Origin of the sequence: Pantoea sp. MT58 (assembly GCF_014495885.1) — a bacterium.
Classification (GTDB): domain Bacteria; phylum Pseudomonadota; class Gammaproteobacteria; order Enterobacterales; family Enterobacteriaceae; genus Pantoea; species Pantoea eucalypti.
Genome location: NZ_CP061083.1, coordinates 3,323,449 through 3,339,186, shown reverse-complemented (window position 1 = coordinate 3,339,186; position 15,738 = coordinate 3,323,449). Strand labels below are relative to the sequence as shown.

Genomic DNA, 15,738 nt, shown 5'->3' with positions numbered 1-15,738 from the left:
AAAAAACGCCGTCCTGGTCACGTCTGCCTGTCGAAACTTCTGCCATGAAATTCGGGTAATGACGAATAGCTTTCACTTATGGCTGCCGCACTCATCAAGCGCTAAGCAGGTGTAAGGTTTGGTAAAAGTGCAATTATTTAACATTTGCCGTAGCGGATTTTTTCATTTTTTTAACCGCGAGTTAGCGCCAGGACAGGCTTTAAGGCGAGGTGAATGTCGCAGACACCATATAGACACAAGGTGAATACTTTGTTACTTTACCGGCACCTCATTGCAATTGGTATTACCAATTTACTCCGGACGCCTGGCTTAATAAGAAGGGATGATGGCTTACAGTAAGATTCGCCAACCTAAGCTCTCCGATGCTATCGAGCAACAGCTCGAATCCCTGATTATGGAAGGCACGTTGCGTCCGGGAGAGAAGCTGTTGCCTGAGCGCGAACTCGCCAAACAATTCGATGTCTCACGTCCGTCTCTCCGCGAAGCGATCCAGCGCTTAGAAGCGAAAGGATTATTGCTGCGCCGACAGGGTGGCGGAACGTTCGTGCAGGAGAATCTCTGGCAAAGCTTAAGCGATCCACTCGTTGAGCTGCTCGCCGGCCATCCGGAATCCCAGTTTGATCTGCTGGAAACGCGCCATGCCTTAGAGGGCATTGCCGCCTATTACGCGGCACTGCGCGGCACAGAGGAAGACCTGCGGCGCATTCGCGACTGCCATCTGAATATCCAGCAGGCGCAGGACAGCGGCGATTTAGACGCCGAAGCGGACGCAGTGATGCAGTATCAGATCGCTGTCACAGAAGCAGCCCATAATGTCGTGCTTTTACATTTGCTACGCTCAATGGGCCCTATGCTGGAACAAAACGTTCGTCAGAATTTCGAATTGCTCTACTCGCGCCGGGAAATGCTGGCAAAAGTGAGCGGTCACCGCGCCAGAATCTTTGAGGCGATTGTGGCCCGTGAGCCAGAAAAAGCGCGCGAGGCTTCACACCGTCACCTGGCGTTCATAGAGGAAATCTTGCTGGACAGAAGTCGGGAGCAGAGCCGTCGAGAACGCTCCCTGCGTCGTTTACAGCAACGTAAGGAATGACGTGCGACAAAGATCGTACTGATATCAGACGAGCCTGCCTGCATCTGCTTTAACAGGCTCCCGATTATTCAACGTATTAGACACAGATAAGGAACACACCCATGTCAGAACGTTTACACAATGACGTGGATCCGATTGAAACTCGTGACTGGCTACAGGCGATCGAATCGGTCATCCGTGAAGAAGGTGTTGAACGTGCACAGTATCTGATTGATCAGGTACTGGGTGCAGCCCGCAAAGGCGGCGTAAACGTGGCTGCAGGATCTTCTGCGATCAGCAACTACATCAACTCTATTGCCGTTGAAGATGAACCCGATTATCCGGGCAACACCTCTCTTGAACGTCGTATCCGTTCCGCAATCCGCTGGAACGCCATCATGTCGGTGCTGCGCGCATCGAAGAAAGATCTGGAACTGGGTGGCCACATGTCCTCCTTCCAGTCTTCTGCGACGATTTATGAAGTGTGCTTTAACCACTTCTTCCGCGCGCGCAGTGAGAAGGATGGCGGCGATCTGGTCTATTTCCAGGGCCACATCTCTCCGGGTATCTATGCGCGTGCGTTCCTTGAAGGCCGCCTGACCGAAGAGCAGATGAACAACTTCCGTCAGGAAGTTGACGGTAAAGGCCTCTCTTCTTATCCGCATCCGAAATTGATGCCGGAATTCTGGCAGTTCCCGACCGTATCAATGGGCCTGGGTCCATTGTCAGCGATCTATCAGGCGAAGTTCCTGAAATATCTGGAACACCGTGGCCTGAAAGATACCTCTGCGCAGACCGTCTACGCCTTCCTGGGTGACGGCGAGATGGATGAACCAGAATCTAAAGGTGCGATCACCATCGCCACCCGTGAAAAACTGGATAACCTGGTCTTCATCATCAACTGCAACCTGCAGCGTCTGGATGGCCCGGTAACCGGTAATGGCAAAATCATCAACGAGCTGGAAGGCATCTTTGCCGGTGCTGGCTGGGAAGTGATCAAGGTCATCTGGGGCGGTCGCTGGGATGAGCTGCTGCGCAAAGATACCAGCGGCAAGCTGATTCAGCTGATGAACGAAACGGTCGACGGTGACTACCAGACCTTTAAATCCCGCGATGGTGCCTATGTGCGTGAGCACTTCTTTGGCAAATATCCGGAAACCGCCGCGCTGGTTAAAGATATGTCCGATGATGAAATCTGGGCATTGAACCGTGGCGGCCACGATCCGAAGAAAATCTACGCGGCGCTGAAAAAAGCGCAGGACACCAAAGGCAAGCCAGTATTGATCCTGGCGCATACCATCAAAGGTTATGGTATGGGCGACACCGCGGAAGGCAAAAACATTGCTCACCAGGTGAAGAAGATGAACATGGATGGCGTGCGCTATATCCGTGATCGCTTCAACGTGCCGGTTGCTGATGACAAAATCGAATCACTGCCGTACGTGACCTTCGAAAAAGGCTCAGAAGAGCATGCTTATCTGCATGGTCAGCGCGAGAAGTTAGGCGGCTACCTGCCAACGCGTCAGCCGAAGTTCACTGAAAAGCTGGAAATGCCAGCACTCGAAGAGTTCAGTGCGCTGCTGGAAGAGCAGAACAAAGAGATCTCGACCACCATCGCCTTTGTGCGTGCCCTGAATGTGATGCTGAAGAACAAGTCGATCAAAGATCGTCTGGTTCCAATCCTCGCCGATGAAGCGCGTACCTTTGGTATGGAAGGTCTGTTCCGTCAGATCGGTATCTACAGCCCGAACGGTCAGCAGTACACCCCGCAGGACCGCGAGCAGGTTGCATACTATAAAGAAGACGAGAAAGGCCAGATTCTGCAGGAAGGGATCAACGAGCTGGGCGCAGGTTCTTCCTGGCTGGCTGCGGCGACCTCTTACAGCACCAACAACCTGCCGATGATCCCGTTCTACATCTATTACTCGATGTTCGGCTTCCAGCGTATCGGCGATCTGATGTGGCTGGCGGGCGACCAACAGGCGCGCGGCTTCCTGGTCGGCGGCACCTCGGGTCGTACTACCCTGAACGGCGAAGGTCTGCAGCATGAAGATGGTCACAGCCACATTCAGTCGCTGACTATCCCGAACTGTATCTCTTACGATCCTTCATACGCTTATGAAGTGGCTGTCATCATGCATGACGGTCTGGTGCGTATGTATGGCGAAGCGCAGGAGAACGTGTACTACTACATCACCACGCTGAACGAAAACTACCATATGCCAGCCATGCCGAAGGGCGCGGAAGAGGGTATCCGTAAGGGTATCTACAAGCTGGAAACGGTAGAGGGCAGCAAAGGTAAAGTACAGCTGCTGGGCTCAGGTTCTATCCTGCGTCACGTTCGTGAAGCCGCCCAGATTCTGGCGAAAGATTACGGTATCGGCTCTGATGTCTACAGCGTCACCTCGTTCACCGAACTGGCACGTGACGGCCAGGATTGTGAGCGCTGGAACATGCTGCATCCGACTGAAGAAGCGCGCGTACCTTACATCGCTCAGGTGATGAATGACGCACCTGCTGTTGCTTCAACCGACTACATGAAACTGTTCGCTGAGCAGGTTCGTAGCTATGTCCCAGCCAGCGATTATCGCGTACTGGGTACCGATGGCTTTGGTCGCTCTGACAGCCGTGAGAATCTGCGTCATCACTTTGAAGTTGATGCATCTTATGTGGTGGTTGCCGCGCTGGGTGAGCTGGCTAAACGCGGCGAGATCGAGAAGAAAGTGGTGGCTGACGCTATCACCAAATTCAATATCGATGCCGATAAAGTTAACCCGCGTCTGGCTTAAGAGGTAATAGAGTAATGGCTATCGAAATTAAGGTACCGGATATCGGGTCTGACGAAGTTGAAGTCACCGAGATTCTGGTGAAAGTTGGCGACAAGGTGGAAGCCGAGCAGTCGCTGATCACCGTGGAAGGCGACAAAGCCTCAATGGAAGTGCCGTCGCCACAGGCTGGCGTAGTCAAAGAGATTAAAATCTCTACCGGTGACAAAGTTGAGACCGGTTCGCTGATCATGATGTTTGATGCTGAAGGCGCTGCGGAAGCAGCCCCTGCCGCCGCCGAAGAGAAGAAAGCGGATGCGGCGCCTGCGCCAGCCGCTGCTGCGGCCACTGCCAGCAAAGAAGTGGCTGTGCCGGATATCGGCGGTGACGAAGTCGAAGTCACTGAGATTCTGGTTAAGGTTGGCGACAAAGTCGAAGCCGAGCAGTCACTGATTGTCGTCGAAGGTGACAAAGCGTCAATGGAAGTCCCGGCTCCGTTCGCGGGTGTGGTCAAAAAGATCACCATTGCGACCGGCGACAAAGTCAGCACCGGTTCAGCCATCATGGTCTTTGAAGCAGAAGGTGCAGCACCGGCCTCTGATGCGAAGCCAGAAGTGAAAGAAGAAGCGGCATCGGCACCTGCCGCGGCTGCGGGCGCAAAAGACGTTAACGTTCCGGATATCGGGGGAGACGAAGTTGAAGTCACCGAGATCCTCGTTAAGGTTGGCGACAAGGTGGAAGCTGAGCAGTCACTGATCGTGGTTGAAGGCGACAAAGCCTCTATGGAAGTGCCGGCACCGTTTGCGGGTATCGTCAAAGAGCTGAAAGTCGCGACGGGCGATAAAGTCAGCACCGGCTCACTGATCATGGTGTTCGAAGTCGAAGGTGCTGCTCCGGCTGCCCCTGCGGCTGCGAAACAGGAAGCCGCACCGGCGCCTGCTGCCAAATCTGAAGCGAAAGCCGCAGCAGCACCTGCCGCCGCTAAAGCAGAAAGCAAAGGTGAGTTCGCAGAGAACGACGCTTACGTTCACGCTACCCCGGTGATTCGTCGCCTGGCGCGCGAGTTCGGTGTTGACCTGGCGAAAGTCAAAGGCACCGGCCGTAAAGGTCGCATTCTGAAAGAAGACGTGCAGACTTACGTGAAAGAGGCCGTGAAACGCGCTGAAGCAGCACCTGCTGCGGCCAGCGGCGGCGGTCTGCCTGGCATGCTGCCATGGCCGAAAGTTGATTTCAGTAAGTTTGGCGAAATCGAAGAAGTCGAACTGGGCCGTATCCAGAAAATTTCTGGCGCGAACCTGAGCCGTAACTGGGTGATGATCCCGCACGTTACGCATTTCGACAAAACTGATATCACCGACCTGGAAGCTTTCCGTAAGCAGCAGAATGCTGAAGCAGAGAAGCGTAAGCTGGATGTGAAATACACCCCAGTGGTGTTCATCATGAAAGCGGTCGCTGCGGCGCTTGAGCAGATGCCACGCTTCAACAGTTCGCTGTCTGAAGATGCGCAGAAACTGACGCTGAAGAAATATATCAATATCGGTGTGGCGGTTGATACGCCAAATGGCCTGGTTGTTCCGGTCTTTAAAGACGTGAATAAGAAAGGCATTACCGAGCTGTCCCGTGAACTGATGGCGATTTCGAAGAAAGCGCGTGACGGTAAGCTGACAGCGGGCGACATGCAGGGCGGATGCTTCACCATCTCCAGCCTGGGCGGCCTGGGCACTACCCACTTCGCGCCGATCGTTAACGCGCCGGAAGTGGCTATCCTGGGTGTCTCTAAATCGGCGATGGAACCGGTGTGGAACGGTAAAGAGTTTACTCCGCGTCTGATGATGCCGATTTCTCTCTCCTTCGACCACCGCGTGATCGACGGTGCTGATGGTGCGCGATTCATCACCATTATCGGCAATATGCTGTCTGATATTCGTCGTTTAGTTATGTAAATGTTAAGAAGGCCGGCGAATGCCGGCCTTCCTTTAACGATTCGTCGCGCCGCTGTTGGCAGTTTGTTAACAATTCTGTAAACTCTTGCGGTGAAAGTCCCGGTGGAACAAGGGCATTATAAGAACGTCTGACCCGCCGGATATCAATTAAGAGGTCATGATGAGTACAGAGATGAAAACCCAGGTCGTGGTACTTGGGGCAGGTCCTGCAGGTTACTCTGCAGCCTTCCGTTGTGCGGATTTAGGTCTGGAAACCGTACTGGTAGAGCGTTACAGCACCCTCGGTGGTGTTTGTCTGAACGTCGGTTGTATCCCATCTAAAGCGCTGCTGCACGTTGCTAAAGTGATTGAAGAGGCGAAAGCCCTTGAAGAGCATGGCATTGTGTTTGGCCAGCCATCTACTGATATCAACAAGATTCGCAGCTGGAAAGAGAAGGTTATCAACCAGTTGACTGGCGGCCTGTCAGGTATGGCAAAAGGTCGTAAAGTCACCGTGGTTAATGGCCTGGGCAAATTCACCGGTGCTAACACCCTTGTGGTTGAAGGAGAAGGCTGCGCGACCACCATCAACTTCGATAATGCCATCATCGCTGCGGGTTCACGCCCAATCGAACTGCCATTCATTCCACATGAAGATCCACGCGTCTGGGACTCTACCGATGCGCTGGAACTGAAAGAAGTGCCGAAGCGTCTGCTGGTTATGGGCGGCGGCATCATCGGTCTGGAAATGGCGACGGTTTATCATGCGCTGGGTTCAGAGATCGATGTGGTTGAGATGTTCGACCAGGTCATCCCGGCTGCGGATAAAGACGTGGTGAAAGTCTTTACCAGGAAAATCAGCAAGAAATTTAACCTGATGCTGGAAACCAAAGTGACCGCCGTTGAAGCGAAAGACGATGGCATTTACGTTTCAATGGAAGGCAAAAAAGCACCAGGTGAAGCGCAGCGTTATGACGCGGTGCTGGTAGCTATCGGTCGTGTGCCGAACGGTAAAGGTCTGGATGCTGGTAAAGCGGGCGTGGAAGTGGACGATCGCGGTTTCATCCGCGTCGACAAGCAGATGCGTACCAACGTGCCACACATCTATGCTATCGGCGACATCGTCGGTCAGCCAATGCTGGCGCATAAAGGTGTGCATGAAGGCCACGTTGCCGCCGAAGTGATCTCCGGTCTGAAGCACTACTTCGATCCGAAAGTGATCCCTTCAATTGCCTATACTGAGCCAGAAGTTGCCTGGGTCGGTCTGACCGAGAAAGAAGCGAAAGAGAAAGGCATCAGCTACGAGACCTCCACCTTCCCGTGGGCTGCTTCAGGCCGTGCTATCGCTTCTGATTGTGCAGACGGTATGACCAAACTGATTTTCGACAAAGAGACGCACCGTATTATTGGTGGCGCGATTGTCGGCACTAACGGCGGTGAGCTGTTAGGCGAAATCGGTCTGGCGATTGAGATGGGTTGTGATGCGGAAGATATCGCGCTGACCATCCATGCTCACCCGACCCTGCATGAGTCAGTGGGTCTGGCTGCAGAGATCTTCGAAGGTAGCATCACCGATCTGCCTAACGCGAAAGCGAAGAAGAAATAAGTTTCTGCCGCAGCTATTGAGAAAGCTCCCGTAATGGGGGCTTTTTTTTGGCCTGGATTCTGGTGGTGGGATTAGGTGTGATGTTGGGTAAAATCAGAGCGTTAAATTTGGTGGAATTTTTGAGTGCGAATAAGTATTTAGTAATCAGGCAAATAAATTTAGAGTGCTCCACGCGTTAGCAGGGGATAAACCGCCTGTAAATCATGGTTATCCCACGTGACACGTTTTATTGCAGCGGCAGATCTGCTGAATGAACGTGTACTGTCAATTTATGCGTCTCAGGGCCTGCCAATTCTAAGAATACTGACCGAAGGAGGCATAGAGTACTGTGGCAAAGTGGAGCAGCATGATTATCAACTTTGTCTGGCAATAAATGATATAGACCATACGAAGACCAAAGCGATGTCACCATAGACGAACGGCAACTGCGATGCGGTTCCACATCACGATATTGCAGGAATTATATCAGGTGACGTTCCACAAAAACCTGTATGGTGAACCCGACACATTAAAATCTGATCTTAATGACTGGCTGGCTCACTTAATAATTAGCGAACTCATCAGGGGAAAATGTGCCCTGGCCGGACGCTTATGGAAATATTACTTGATGGAAAACGCCTCTGGGCTGAGAAGAATTCAATCCAAATATACTCTGATAGATACCTGTATAAATAACGGGTAACTTTCAGATGAGGCCTGAGCTGATAAAACTTAGTATAGCCCCATGAGGGGCTTACTGATTTGGCCGTTCAGGTAAGACCTTACCTATCAGATAGACAACCCCTATAGATAAGCCAATCGCTATAAGCCTCTCATGCCACGTTTCATAGTGAAAGAACCAGTAGCAGCATAGTAAGAGCAAGAACCCGCCTATGATCGCACCTGACGCCTCTATAAGGCTATACATGATGCGTTTACCTAAGCTCAACTTAGCCGGCCCATTATCTCGCATTAGCGTTTACCTCCTGGTCTACCATCTCAATGATCTTCTCAAAAGCCGGTTGTCCCTGAGTTCGCTTTACATTCAGAGCTTCTAAGAAGGGGTTCAGAGCTGGCTCAACTAAGAAGTAAAGTAAATCATAGTTCCGCACGCGTAGCGCGTTGTAGACTTCTGGGTTGTTCTTTTGAAGCTTTTCAGAGGTGTAGACACATCTCTCTGTCATGCCACCGATCAGTAAAGCATTACCAATCAGGCCACCTCTGACCGCAACAAGGAAGGAGCTACGCTGCGCAATGGTAGTTGCTAATCTTCCGGCTATTAGTGAGTTCGTAAGCGTCCGGCCAGCAACTGAAGCCATCGTTTTGCTATAGATAGCGTTCTGCTTGAATTCAGGCACATTCTTGTTGAAGATATTGAGCACAGTCTCGATTGTCTTCATGAAGTTGTGATTTTCAAGAATGCCATGCCTGATGGCACTAACCATCCTTATTTTCTCTGTTTCACGTTGATAGCGGCTGTCTGTATCAAGAAATCCATAGGCAAGATAGCCAATGTCTGTAGGCACAGACAGGACTCCATGCATTAATCCTATCGCTGACTCAGGCGATATAATGATTTTGGCTATACGCTTTGCGATCTCACTGTAGCTACGCATCCTGAAGGTCCTTATCCTCGCTTACTTTGACTACATAGTAGTCCCTTGCTTCCGGCACTATCCTATCAACCTTGATGCCGACTGTGCCATTGCTTACCTCATCGTAAGGAACACGGTCTATCTCAATGCTTTCAATATTGAGTAAGTGCCAATGATTCTCACTGTGCTGTATTGCGATTTTATCAAACCTTGAGACAGTAAAGTTGCTGTCGGCAGGGATTATAAGGGAGTAAACCACCGCTCGATCATAGCAGTGATTGAAGTCGAGCCGGTGAAGGCTGTGTCTGAAGTCCATGAGGCATTCTTGCTTGAAGGCTTCACGAGCAGCCTCTTTGCTGATAACCCCTGATTCTATCATGTGATAGATGTTGAAAAGCTCATAGGTGAATGTCATACCTCGATTAGCTATCTCAGCATCAGTAATTTGGTTTTCGTTAAAGGGGATCGGCTCTCGTTCTTTAGGCGCTTTGTATCGACGGTGATTGACTGTGTAGATAGCTTTAGTGCCGGATAGACCAAAGATTACCGCTTTGGGCCAGCAATCTGATCGTATGAGAACGTTTGGTATATTAAGATATAGATTACTATAATCTATACATAATGATTGCGATTACTTGAGCAGCGTTCCGGCCTTCACCACAGCCTTATATAACCACAATCAGGGGCCTGCCAATGATCGCCAATCTGGTGTTCCACGCTTGAGGGGGATAAACCGCAGCTTAATCTTTGGAATGCGTGTTTTTTGCGTGTTCCCCGCGTCAACGGAAACAATCTCAGCCTCTTTAGCGCTCAGCTATGCGCTTCTCCTGCGCCACCCGTTCAATAAACATCTGCGCCAGTGCCGCAATGGCGCTATTGGCCGGCAGTCTCTCTTCGTTTATATGCATCACCAGTGAACTGCTGCGTCGGCGGCCCTGCAGTAGCGGCAGGGGACGAAGCTCACCGCTCTCTAAAAGCGCGGCGATATTCTGTTCCGGCAGCCAGCCATAACCTAACTGGTGCTGGACCGCCTCAATCGCGGCCGACAGTGTTGTAAATGACCAGTTTTCCGCTTGTTCGCCATTCACCTCTGACTGCTGCTGTTGCTGACGATCCAGTATGGTAATGCAGGGCCAGCGAGCCAGCGTGGCCGCATTAAGCGGGGCGGGTTCGCGGTGTAATGGGTGGTCGCGATGGGCAACGGCGACGAAATCGACACTCATCAGGCTTTCGCCTGCAAACTGCGTATCGCCCTGCTGCGCCACCAGCCAGAGATCGGCCTGATTTTCCGCCAGTCTGTCAGGCGTTTCACTTCGGACGATTTCGCTGAACCAGATACGCACATGGGGATAGCGCTGCTGAAAGGTCTGGAGCACATCAAACAGCAAATGTTTGGGCAGCGTCGCATCGACCATCAGATCGATGCGTGACCGCTCGCCGCGTTGTAGTGCATTAGCCTGCGCCTCAAGCGCACTGAATCCCGCCAGCAAAGGACGCACCTGCGCGAGCAACTGATGTCCCTCTGCACTCAGCATCGCACGGCGGCCCTCCTGCTGTAACAGCGTCAGCCCCAGCCGCTGCTGAAGCAGGCCCAGCTGGTAGCTCAATGAAGACTGGCTGCGATGGTTCTTCTCCGCTGCCAGCGCAAAACTCCCTTCATTGACTACTGCATCGAGCAGATACCACTGTTCCAGCGTTGTCCTGTACATGTTGACTCATCTAAAAAATGAATTATTTAGCGCTAAAAATAGCGTTATTCATCGCTTTTGTAACGCGCAATAATCCTCTCAACGGAAACAAATGAGGAGTTAATCATGAGTACTTTTGATAAACATGACCTGTCTGGCATCGTCGGTAAACATCTGGTTTATACCTATGACAATGGCTGGAACTACGAGCTCTACATCAAAAATGCCAGCACCATCGACTACCGTATTCACAGCGGCATGGTGGGAAATCGCTGGGTTAAAAATCAGCATGTCTATGTCGTTCGTCTGGCGCAGGATGTCTATAAAGTCTCCTGGACCGAACCTACCGGCACCGATGTCAGCCTGGCCGTTAATCTGGCCGATAAAATCTTCCATGGCACCATCTTCTTCCCTCGCTGGGTAATGAACAACCCGGAAAAAACCGTCTGCTTCCAGAACGATCATCTGGAAGAGATGGCAAAATTCCGCGAAACGGGTCCGGCTTATCCAACTGAGATTATCGATGAATTCGCGACGCTGACCGTTATCCGCGAAGTGGGCGAAAATAATGAAAGCGTGATTGATTGTCCGCCTGACCAGCTGCCTGCCAATTGGCCAGCTAACCTGCAAAATTAACGCAGAACAAAAGCGGTCATGGCGTCCATTTGTTAAAAATGGATTGCCCAGGCAGGCAGTGCAGGTATTAAAAGAGAATTGAGCCCTCTTGCCATGACGGAAAGGGAAGAGGGCGCGTTCTGGCGGCGGGACCAGCCACTATCACTGCAGGAAATGAAAACTACGCTGTAATCCTCTGACGCCAAAAGAACCTCACACTTCGCTCTGGTGTTGAGATTTTGTCAAACTCACCGCTGTTTTACACCCGATTCACACCGCGTTCTATTCCTGTCGGTTATCTATTTCACTGAATCATTTCGCTTAAACCGCTGCAAAGCTGACCTTATCGTGTCGCCATTTCACTGGAATACGGTAAGCTGCTGTGAGACCAAATCGGCTCACTCAGGAGCCTGATGCGGGGAGATAAGCGGGCAGAATGGGCGTAGTGGATTATGTTGTATTTTTGTAAACAGATTAACAAACAGACGGAATCCTGCTATTCTGCCCTCCGCGAAACCGGGCACCTCAACCTGGACGAGAAAGGGAAGTGTGTTCTCCATAAGTGAGCAAGGTGGTCGGAAAGCCCTACATAATGAGAGCGAGGATAACGTCGTGCTAGAAGAATACCGTAAGCACGTTGCCGAGCGTGCTGCCCAGGGAATTGTACCTAAGCCTTTAGAGGCTTCCCAGATGGCCGCGCTGGTTGAACTGCTGAAAAATCCACCTGCGGGTGAAGAAGAATTTTTGACCGATTTATTGGTCAACCGAGTCCCACCTGGCGTCGATGAAGCGGCGTATGTCAAAGCCGGTTTCCTGGCGGCTGTCGCTAAAGGCGAAGCAACCTCTCCTCTGATATCTCCTGAAAAAGCGGTTGAACTGCTCGGCACCATGCAGGGTGGTTACAATATTCACCCGCTGATTGAAGCGCTGGACGATAGCAAGCTTGCCCCAATCGCGGCGAAAGCCCTTTCACACACCCTGTTGATGTTCGATAACTTCTATGATGTTGAAGAGAAAGCGAAAGCGGGTAATGAATACGCGAAGCAGGTGATGCAATCGTGGGCCGATGCGGAATGGTATCTGTCACGTCCTGAACTGGCTGAGAAAATCACCGTTACGGTGTTCAAAGTCACTGGCGAAACCAACACCGACGATCTCTCTCCAGCCCAGGATGCCTGGTCACGTCCGGACATTCCACTGCACGCCCTGGCGATGCTGAAAAATGCCCGTGAAGGCATTGAGCCGGATGAGGCAGGCAACATCGGTCCGATCAAACAGATCGAAGCGCTTAAGACCAAAGGCTTCCCGCTGGCCTATGTCGGCGATGTGGTCGGAACCGGTTCCTCGCGTAAATCTGCCACCAACTCGGTGCTGTGGTTTATGGGCGACGACATCCCGAACGTGCCAAATAAAAAAGGCGGCGGCGTGGTGCTGGGCAGTAAAATTGCGCCAATCTTCTTCAACACCATGGAAGATGCAGGCGCACTGCCGATTGAAGTAGACGTCAACAACCTGAACATGGGTGATGTCATCGACATCTATCCGTTTAAAGGTGAAGTCCGCAATCACGAAACCAACGAACTGCTGGCCAGCTTCGAACTCAAAACCGAAGTGGTGATTGACGAAGTGCGTGCCGGTGGCCGTATTCCGCTGATCATCGGTCGTGGACTGACCACCAAAGCGCGTGAGTCACTGGGTCTGCCGCACAGCACCGTATTCCGTCAGGCGAAAGATGTTGCGGAGAGCACCCGTGGCTTCTCACTGGCGCAGAAAATGGTGGGCCGCGCCTGTGGCGTAGCCGGTGTTCGTCCAGGCGCCTATTGCGAACCGAAGATGACCTCGGTTGGCTCGCAGGATACCACCGGTCCCATGACCCGTGACGAGCTGAAAGATCTGGCTTGCCTGGGCTTCTCGACCGATCTGGTGATGCAGTCCTTCTGTCACACTGCCGCGTATCCTAAGCCGGTGGATGTGAGCACGCACCACACGCTGCCAGACTTCATCATGAACCGTGGTGGTGTATCACTGCGTCCGGGTGACGGCATTATCCACAGCTGGCTGAACCGTATGCTGCTGCCGGATACCGTGGGCACCGGTGGTGACTCCCATACCCGTTTCCCTATCGGCATCTCTTTCCCAGCGGGTTCAGGCCTGGTGGCGTTTGCCGCCGCGACCGGCGTTATGCCGCTCGACATGCCGGAATCGGTGCTGGTGCGCTTCAAAGGTAAAATGGAGCCAGGCATTACGCTGCGCGATCTGGTTCACGCCATCCCGCTGTATGCGATCAAACAGGGTCTGCTGACCGTTGAGAAGAAAGGTAAGAAAAACATCTTCTCTGGCCGTATCCTGGAGATTGAAGGTCTGCCGGATCTGAAGGTCGAGCAGGCGTTTGAGCTGTCTGATGCGTCAGCAGAGCGTTCCGCTGCGGGCTGTACCATCAAGCTGGATAAAGCACCGATTATTGAATACCTGAACTCCAACATTGTACTGCTGAAGTGGATGATCGCAGAAGGCTACGGCGATCGTCGTACACTGGAGCGTCGTGTTGAAAGCATGCAGAAATGGCTGGCCGATCCTCAGTTGCTGGAAGCAGACGCCGATGCTGAATATGCTGCGGTGATCGAAATCGATCTGGCTGACATCAAAGAGCCGATCCTCTGCGCACCAAACGATCCGGACGATGCACGTCTGCTCTCTGACGTTCAGGGCGAGAAGATCGACGAAGTGTTCATCGGCTCATGCATGACTAACATTGGTCACTTCCGTGCCGCCGGTAAACTGCTGGATAGCCACAAAGGTCAGCTGCCAACGCGTCTGTGGGTGGCACCGCCAACCAAGATGGATGCAGCACAGCTAACCGAAGAGGGCTACTACAGCGTATTCGGCAAAAGCGGTGCGCGTATCGAGATCCCAGGCTGTTCACTCTGCATGGGTAACCAGGCACGTGTTGCAGACGGTGCGACGGTGGTTTCCACCTCGACCCGTAACTTCCCGAACCGTCTGGGTAATGGCGCTAACGTCTACCTGGCATCTGCGGAGCTGGCTGCGGTCGCGTCTCTGCTTGGCAAACTGCCAACGCCGGATGAGTATCAGCAATTCATGGAGCAGGTTGATAAAACAGCCAGCGACACTTATCGCTATCTCAACTTTGACCAGCTGGCGCAGTACACTGACAAAGCTGACGGCGTGATTTTCCAGACTGCGGTCTGATTCTTCACCTGGCAGTAACAGAAAGGGGCGATGATTCGCCCCTTTTTTTCGTCCCGGCATTGGCCAGAGAGACGATCAAAAGCTGGATTTCGCCAGACAGCCTGTAATAATGCGCGACGTGTCACACTTTGCCGCGCAGGCAGCGCTGACACTCATTTAGTGACGCGATGACGTTAAGAGGAACGGGCGATGGAATATGAATTTTTACGCGATGTGACCGGACAGATTAAAGTTCGTATGTCGATGGATCATGAAGCGGTCGGCCACTGGTTCAACGAAGAGGTGAAAAACGATCCAGGATTGCTGGATGAAGTCGAAGCCGCAATCGAAGACGTCAAAGGCAGCGTGCGTCAGTGGCAGCGCGTCGGTAGCGAGTACACCATCCTGCTGGATGAGGAAGAGGTAATGATTCGCGCCAACCTGCTGGCTCTGGAAGATGACGGCATGGAGGAGGGGATGAACTACTACGACGAAGAGAGCCTCTCCTTCTGCGGCATTGAAGATTTTCAGCTGGTGATCGCCGCCTATCGCCAGTTTGTGAACCAGTACGGTAAACCCGTACGGTAATTTTTACGCTGATACAGGCCGGGCTACCCGAGTCGCCCGGCCTGTTCATCAACTCAGCGACGCACCGCCGCACATCACCAGCTGCTGACCGGTGATTGTCGCGGCCGCAGGCGAAAGCAGGAACCCGACCAGTCCGGCGACTTCCTGCGGCTGAATATAGCGGCCTATCGGTGGCAAGCGCGGCGGGGAACTGGCCCGGCCCGGCTGTTGTAGCATCGGCGTTTCGGTGGCACCTGGCGCCACGATATTGGCTGTAATGCCGCGCGGTGCCAGCTCTGCCGCCCAGCTGCGCACCATGCCGATCATCGCCGATTTAGTGGCCACATACTGACTACGGCACGCCGCACCGCCTGACGTGCGACTACCCAGCAACACGATTCTGCCGCCCGCGTTCATCCGGGGCGCAAAATGGTTGGCCAGCTGTTCTGCGGCGGCAACATGCAGTTGCCACAGGCGTGTGCTGGCGTTCAGATCCAGCTCCCCGAGCGGCGCGGCCTGCATCATTCCCGCTGCATGGATCACCGCCTGCGGCACCGGCAGTTTGTCCAGTAAAGCCTGCAATGCCGCACTGTCGCTGATATCGATCTGATGGCTCTGCCAGCCCGCGTCTGACCGGTTTATCGCCGATCGGCTCAGGCCAATCACCTGCCAGCCCTCATCCAGCAGGCGATCCACAATCGCCTGACCGATGCCGGAACTTGCGCCGGTCACCAGCGCCATCT

The 15,738-nt window shown here is 52.8% G+C and carries 11 protein-coding genes and 1 pseudogene; 8 read left to right on the top strand and 4 right to left on the bottom strand.

Annotated elements, in window-relative coordinates:
* Nucleotides 1-325: 325 nt before the first annotated feature.
* From pdhR to IAI47_RS15795, 5 genes and pseudogenes are all read left to right on the top strand, one after another.
* Nucleotides 326-1,090: a pyruvate dehydrogenase complex transcriptional repressor PdhR gene (gene pdhR / locus IAI47_RS15815; protein ID WP_008925589.1), complete on the top strand. Its 765-nt coding sequence runs from the start codon at nt 326-328 to the stop codon at nt 1,088-1,090.
* Nucleotides 1,091-1,191: 101 nt separating this feature from the next.
* On the top strand, nt 1,192-3,858 hold the full coding sequence (aceE, locus tag IAI47_RS15810; RefSeq protein ID WP_003854711.1) for a pyruvate dehydrogenase (acetyl-transferring), homodimeric type: 2,667 nt from the start codon (nt 1,192-1,194) through the stop codon (nt 3,856-3,858).
* Nucleotides 3,859-3,872: 14 nt separating this feature from the next.
* Complete coding sequence (gene aceF / locus IAI47_RS15805; RefSeq protein WP_008925590.1) at nt 3,873-5,777, top strand: pyruvate dehydrogenase complex dihydrolipoyllysine-residue acetyltransferase; 1,905 nt, start codon at nt 3,873-3,875, stop codon at nt 5,775-5,777.
* A 160-nt stretch (nt 5,778-5,937) separates the two neighbouring features.
* A complete protein-coding gene (gene lpdA, locus IAI47_RS15800) occupies nt 5,938-7,362 on the top strand; it encodes a dihydrolipoyl dehydrogenase (RefSeq protein WP_008925591.1) in 1,425 nt (474 codons plus the stop codon).
* A 228-nt stretch (nt 7,363-7,590) separates the two neighbouring features.
* Nucleotides 7,591-8,037, top strand: a pseudogene (locus IAI47_RS15795) (IS481 family transposase); the annotation flags it as partial.
* Between the two features lie 266 nt (nt 8,038-8,303).
* On the opposite strand, the gene IAI47_RS15790 reads toward IAI47_RS15795, so the two are convergent.
* The 3 genes from IAI47_RS15790 to IAI47_RS15780 form a co-directional block, all read right to left on the bottom strand.
* Nucleotides 8,304-8,957, bottom strand: a complete 654-nt coding sequence (locus tag IAI47_RS15790) for a hypothetical protein (protein WP_008925593.1) — start codon at nt 8,955-8,957, stop codon at nt 8,304-8,306.
* Nucleotides 8,950-9,351, bottom strand: coding sequence for a hypothetical protein (locus IAI47_RS15785; protein WP_008925594.1), 402 nt, complete (start codon nt 9,349-9,351; stop codon nt 8,950-8,952). Before IAI47_RS15785 ends, IAI47_RS15790 begins: the two co-directional genes overlap by 8 nt.
* Nucleotides 9,352-9,739: 388 nt before the next feature.
* Nucleotides 9,740-10,645 carry a LysR family transcriptional regulator gene (locus IAI47_RS15780; RefSeq protein WP_008925595.1) on the bottom strand — a complete coding sequence of 302 codons (906 nt, stop codon included), beginning with the start codon at nt 10,643-10,645 and terminating at the stop codon, nt 9,740-9,742.
* Nucleotides 10,646-10,750: 105 nt separating this feature from the next.
* On the opposite strand from IAI47_RS15780, the gene IAI47_RS15775 reads away from it, so the two are divergent.
* From IAI47_RS15775 to yacL, 3 genes are all read left to right on the top strand, one after another.
* Nucleotides 10,751-11,260, top strand: coding sequence for a phenolic acid decarboxylase (locus tag IAI47_RS15775; RefSeq protein WP_003854706.1), 510 nt, complete (start codon nt 10,751-10,753; stop codon nt 11,258-11,260).
* A gap of 591 nt (nt 11,261-11,851) precedes the next feature.
* Nucleotides 11,852-14,449 (top strand): bifunctional aconitate hydratase 2/2-methylisocitrate dehydratase, encoded by a 2,598-nt coding sequence (gene acnB / locus IAI47_RS15770; protein WP_008925596.1) that lies wholly within the window; start codon nt 11,852-11,854, stop codon nt 14,447-14,449.
* A gap of 189 nt (nt 14,450-14,638) precedes the next feature.
* Entirely contained in the window at nt 14,639-15,016 is a 378-nt protein-coding gene (gene yacL / locus IAI47_RS15765; RefSeq protein WP_003854704.1) for a protein YacL, read from the top strand.
* 48 nt (nt 15,017-15,064) lie between these two features.
* Here yacL and IAI47_RS15760 read toward each other — a convergent pair whose 3' ends face one another.
* A complete protein-coding gene (locus IAI47_RS15760; RefSeq protein WP_179291181.1) occupies nt 15,065-15,736 on the bottom strand; it encodes an SDR family NAD(P)-dependent oxidoreductase in 672 nt (223 codons plus the stop codon).
* Nucleotides 15,737-15,738 lie beyond the last annotated feature (2 nt).

What these genes read in the sequence shown, in the direction of transcription:
- pdhR (WP_008925589.1), top strand. Translation starts at nt 326, where the DNA reads ATGGCTTACAGTAAGATTCGCCAACCTAAGCTCTCCGATGCTATCGAG.
- aceE (WP_003854711.1), top strand. Translation starts at nt 1,192, where the DNA reads ATGTCAGAACGTTTACACAATGACGTGGATCCGATTGAAACTCGTGAC.
- aceF (WP_008925590.1), top strand. Translation starts at nt 3,873, where the DNA reads ATGGCTATCGAAATTAAGGTACCGGATATCGGGTCTGACGAAGTTGAA.
- lpdA (WP_008925591.1), top strand. Translation starts at nt 5,938, where the DNA reads ATGAGTACAGAGATGAAAACCCAGGTCGTGGTACTTGGGGCAGGTCCT.
- IAI47_RS15790 (WP_008925593.1), bottom strand. Translation starts at nt 8,957, where the DNA reads ATGCGTAGCTACAGTGAGATCGCAAAGCGTATAGCCAAAATCATTATA.
- IAI47_RS15785 (WP_008925594.1), bottom strand. Translation starts at nt 9,351, where the DNA reads ATGACATTCACCTATGAGCTTTTCAACATCTATCACATGATAGAATCA.
- IAI47_RS15780 (WP_008925595.1), bottom strand. Translation starts at nt 10,645, where the DNA reads ATGTACAGGACAACGCTGGAACAGTGGTATCTGCTCGATGCAGTAGTC.
- IAI47_RS15775 (WP_003854706.1), top strand. Translation starts at nt 10,751, where the DNA reads ATGAGTACTTTTGATAAACATGACCTGTCTGGCATCGTCGGTAAACAT.
- yacL (WP_003854704.1), top strand. Translation starts at nt 14,639, where the DNA reads ATGGAATATGAATTTTTACGCGATGTGACCGGACAGATTAAAGTTCGT.
- IAI47_RS15760 (WP_179291181.1), bottom strand. Translation starts at nt 15,736, where the DNA reads ATGGCGCTGGTGACCGGCGCAAGTTCCGGCATCGGTCAGGCGATTGTG.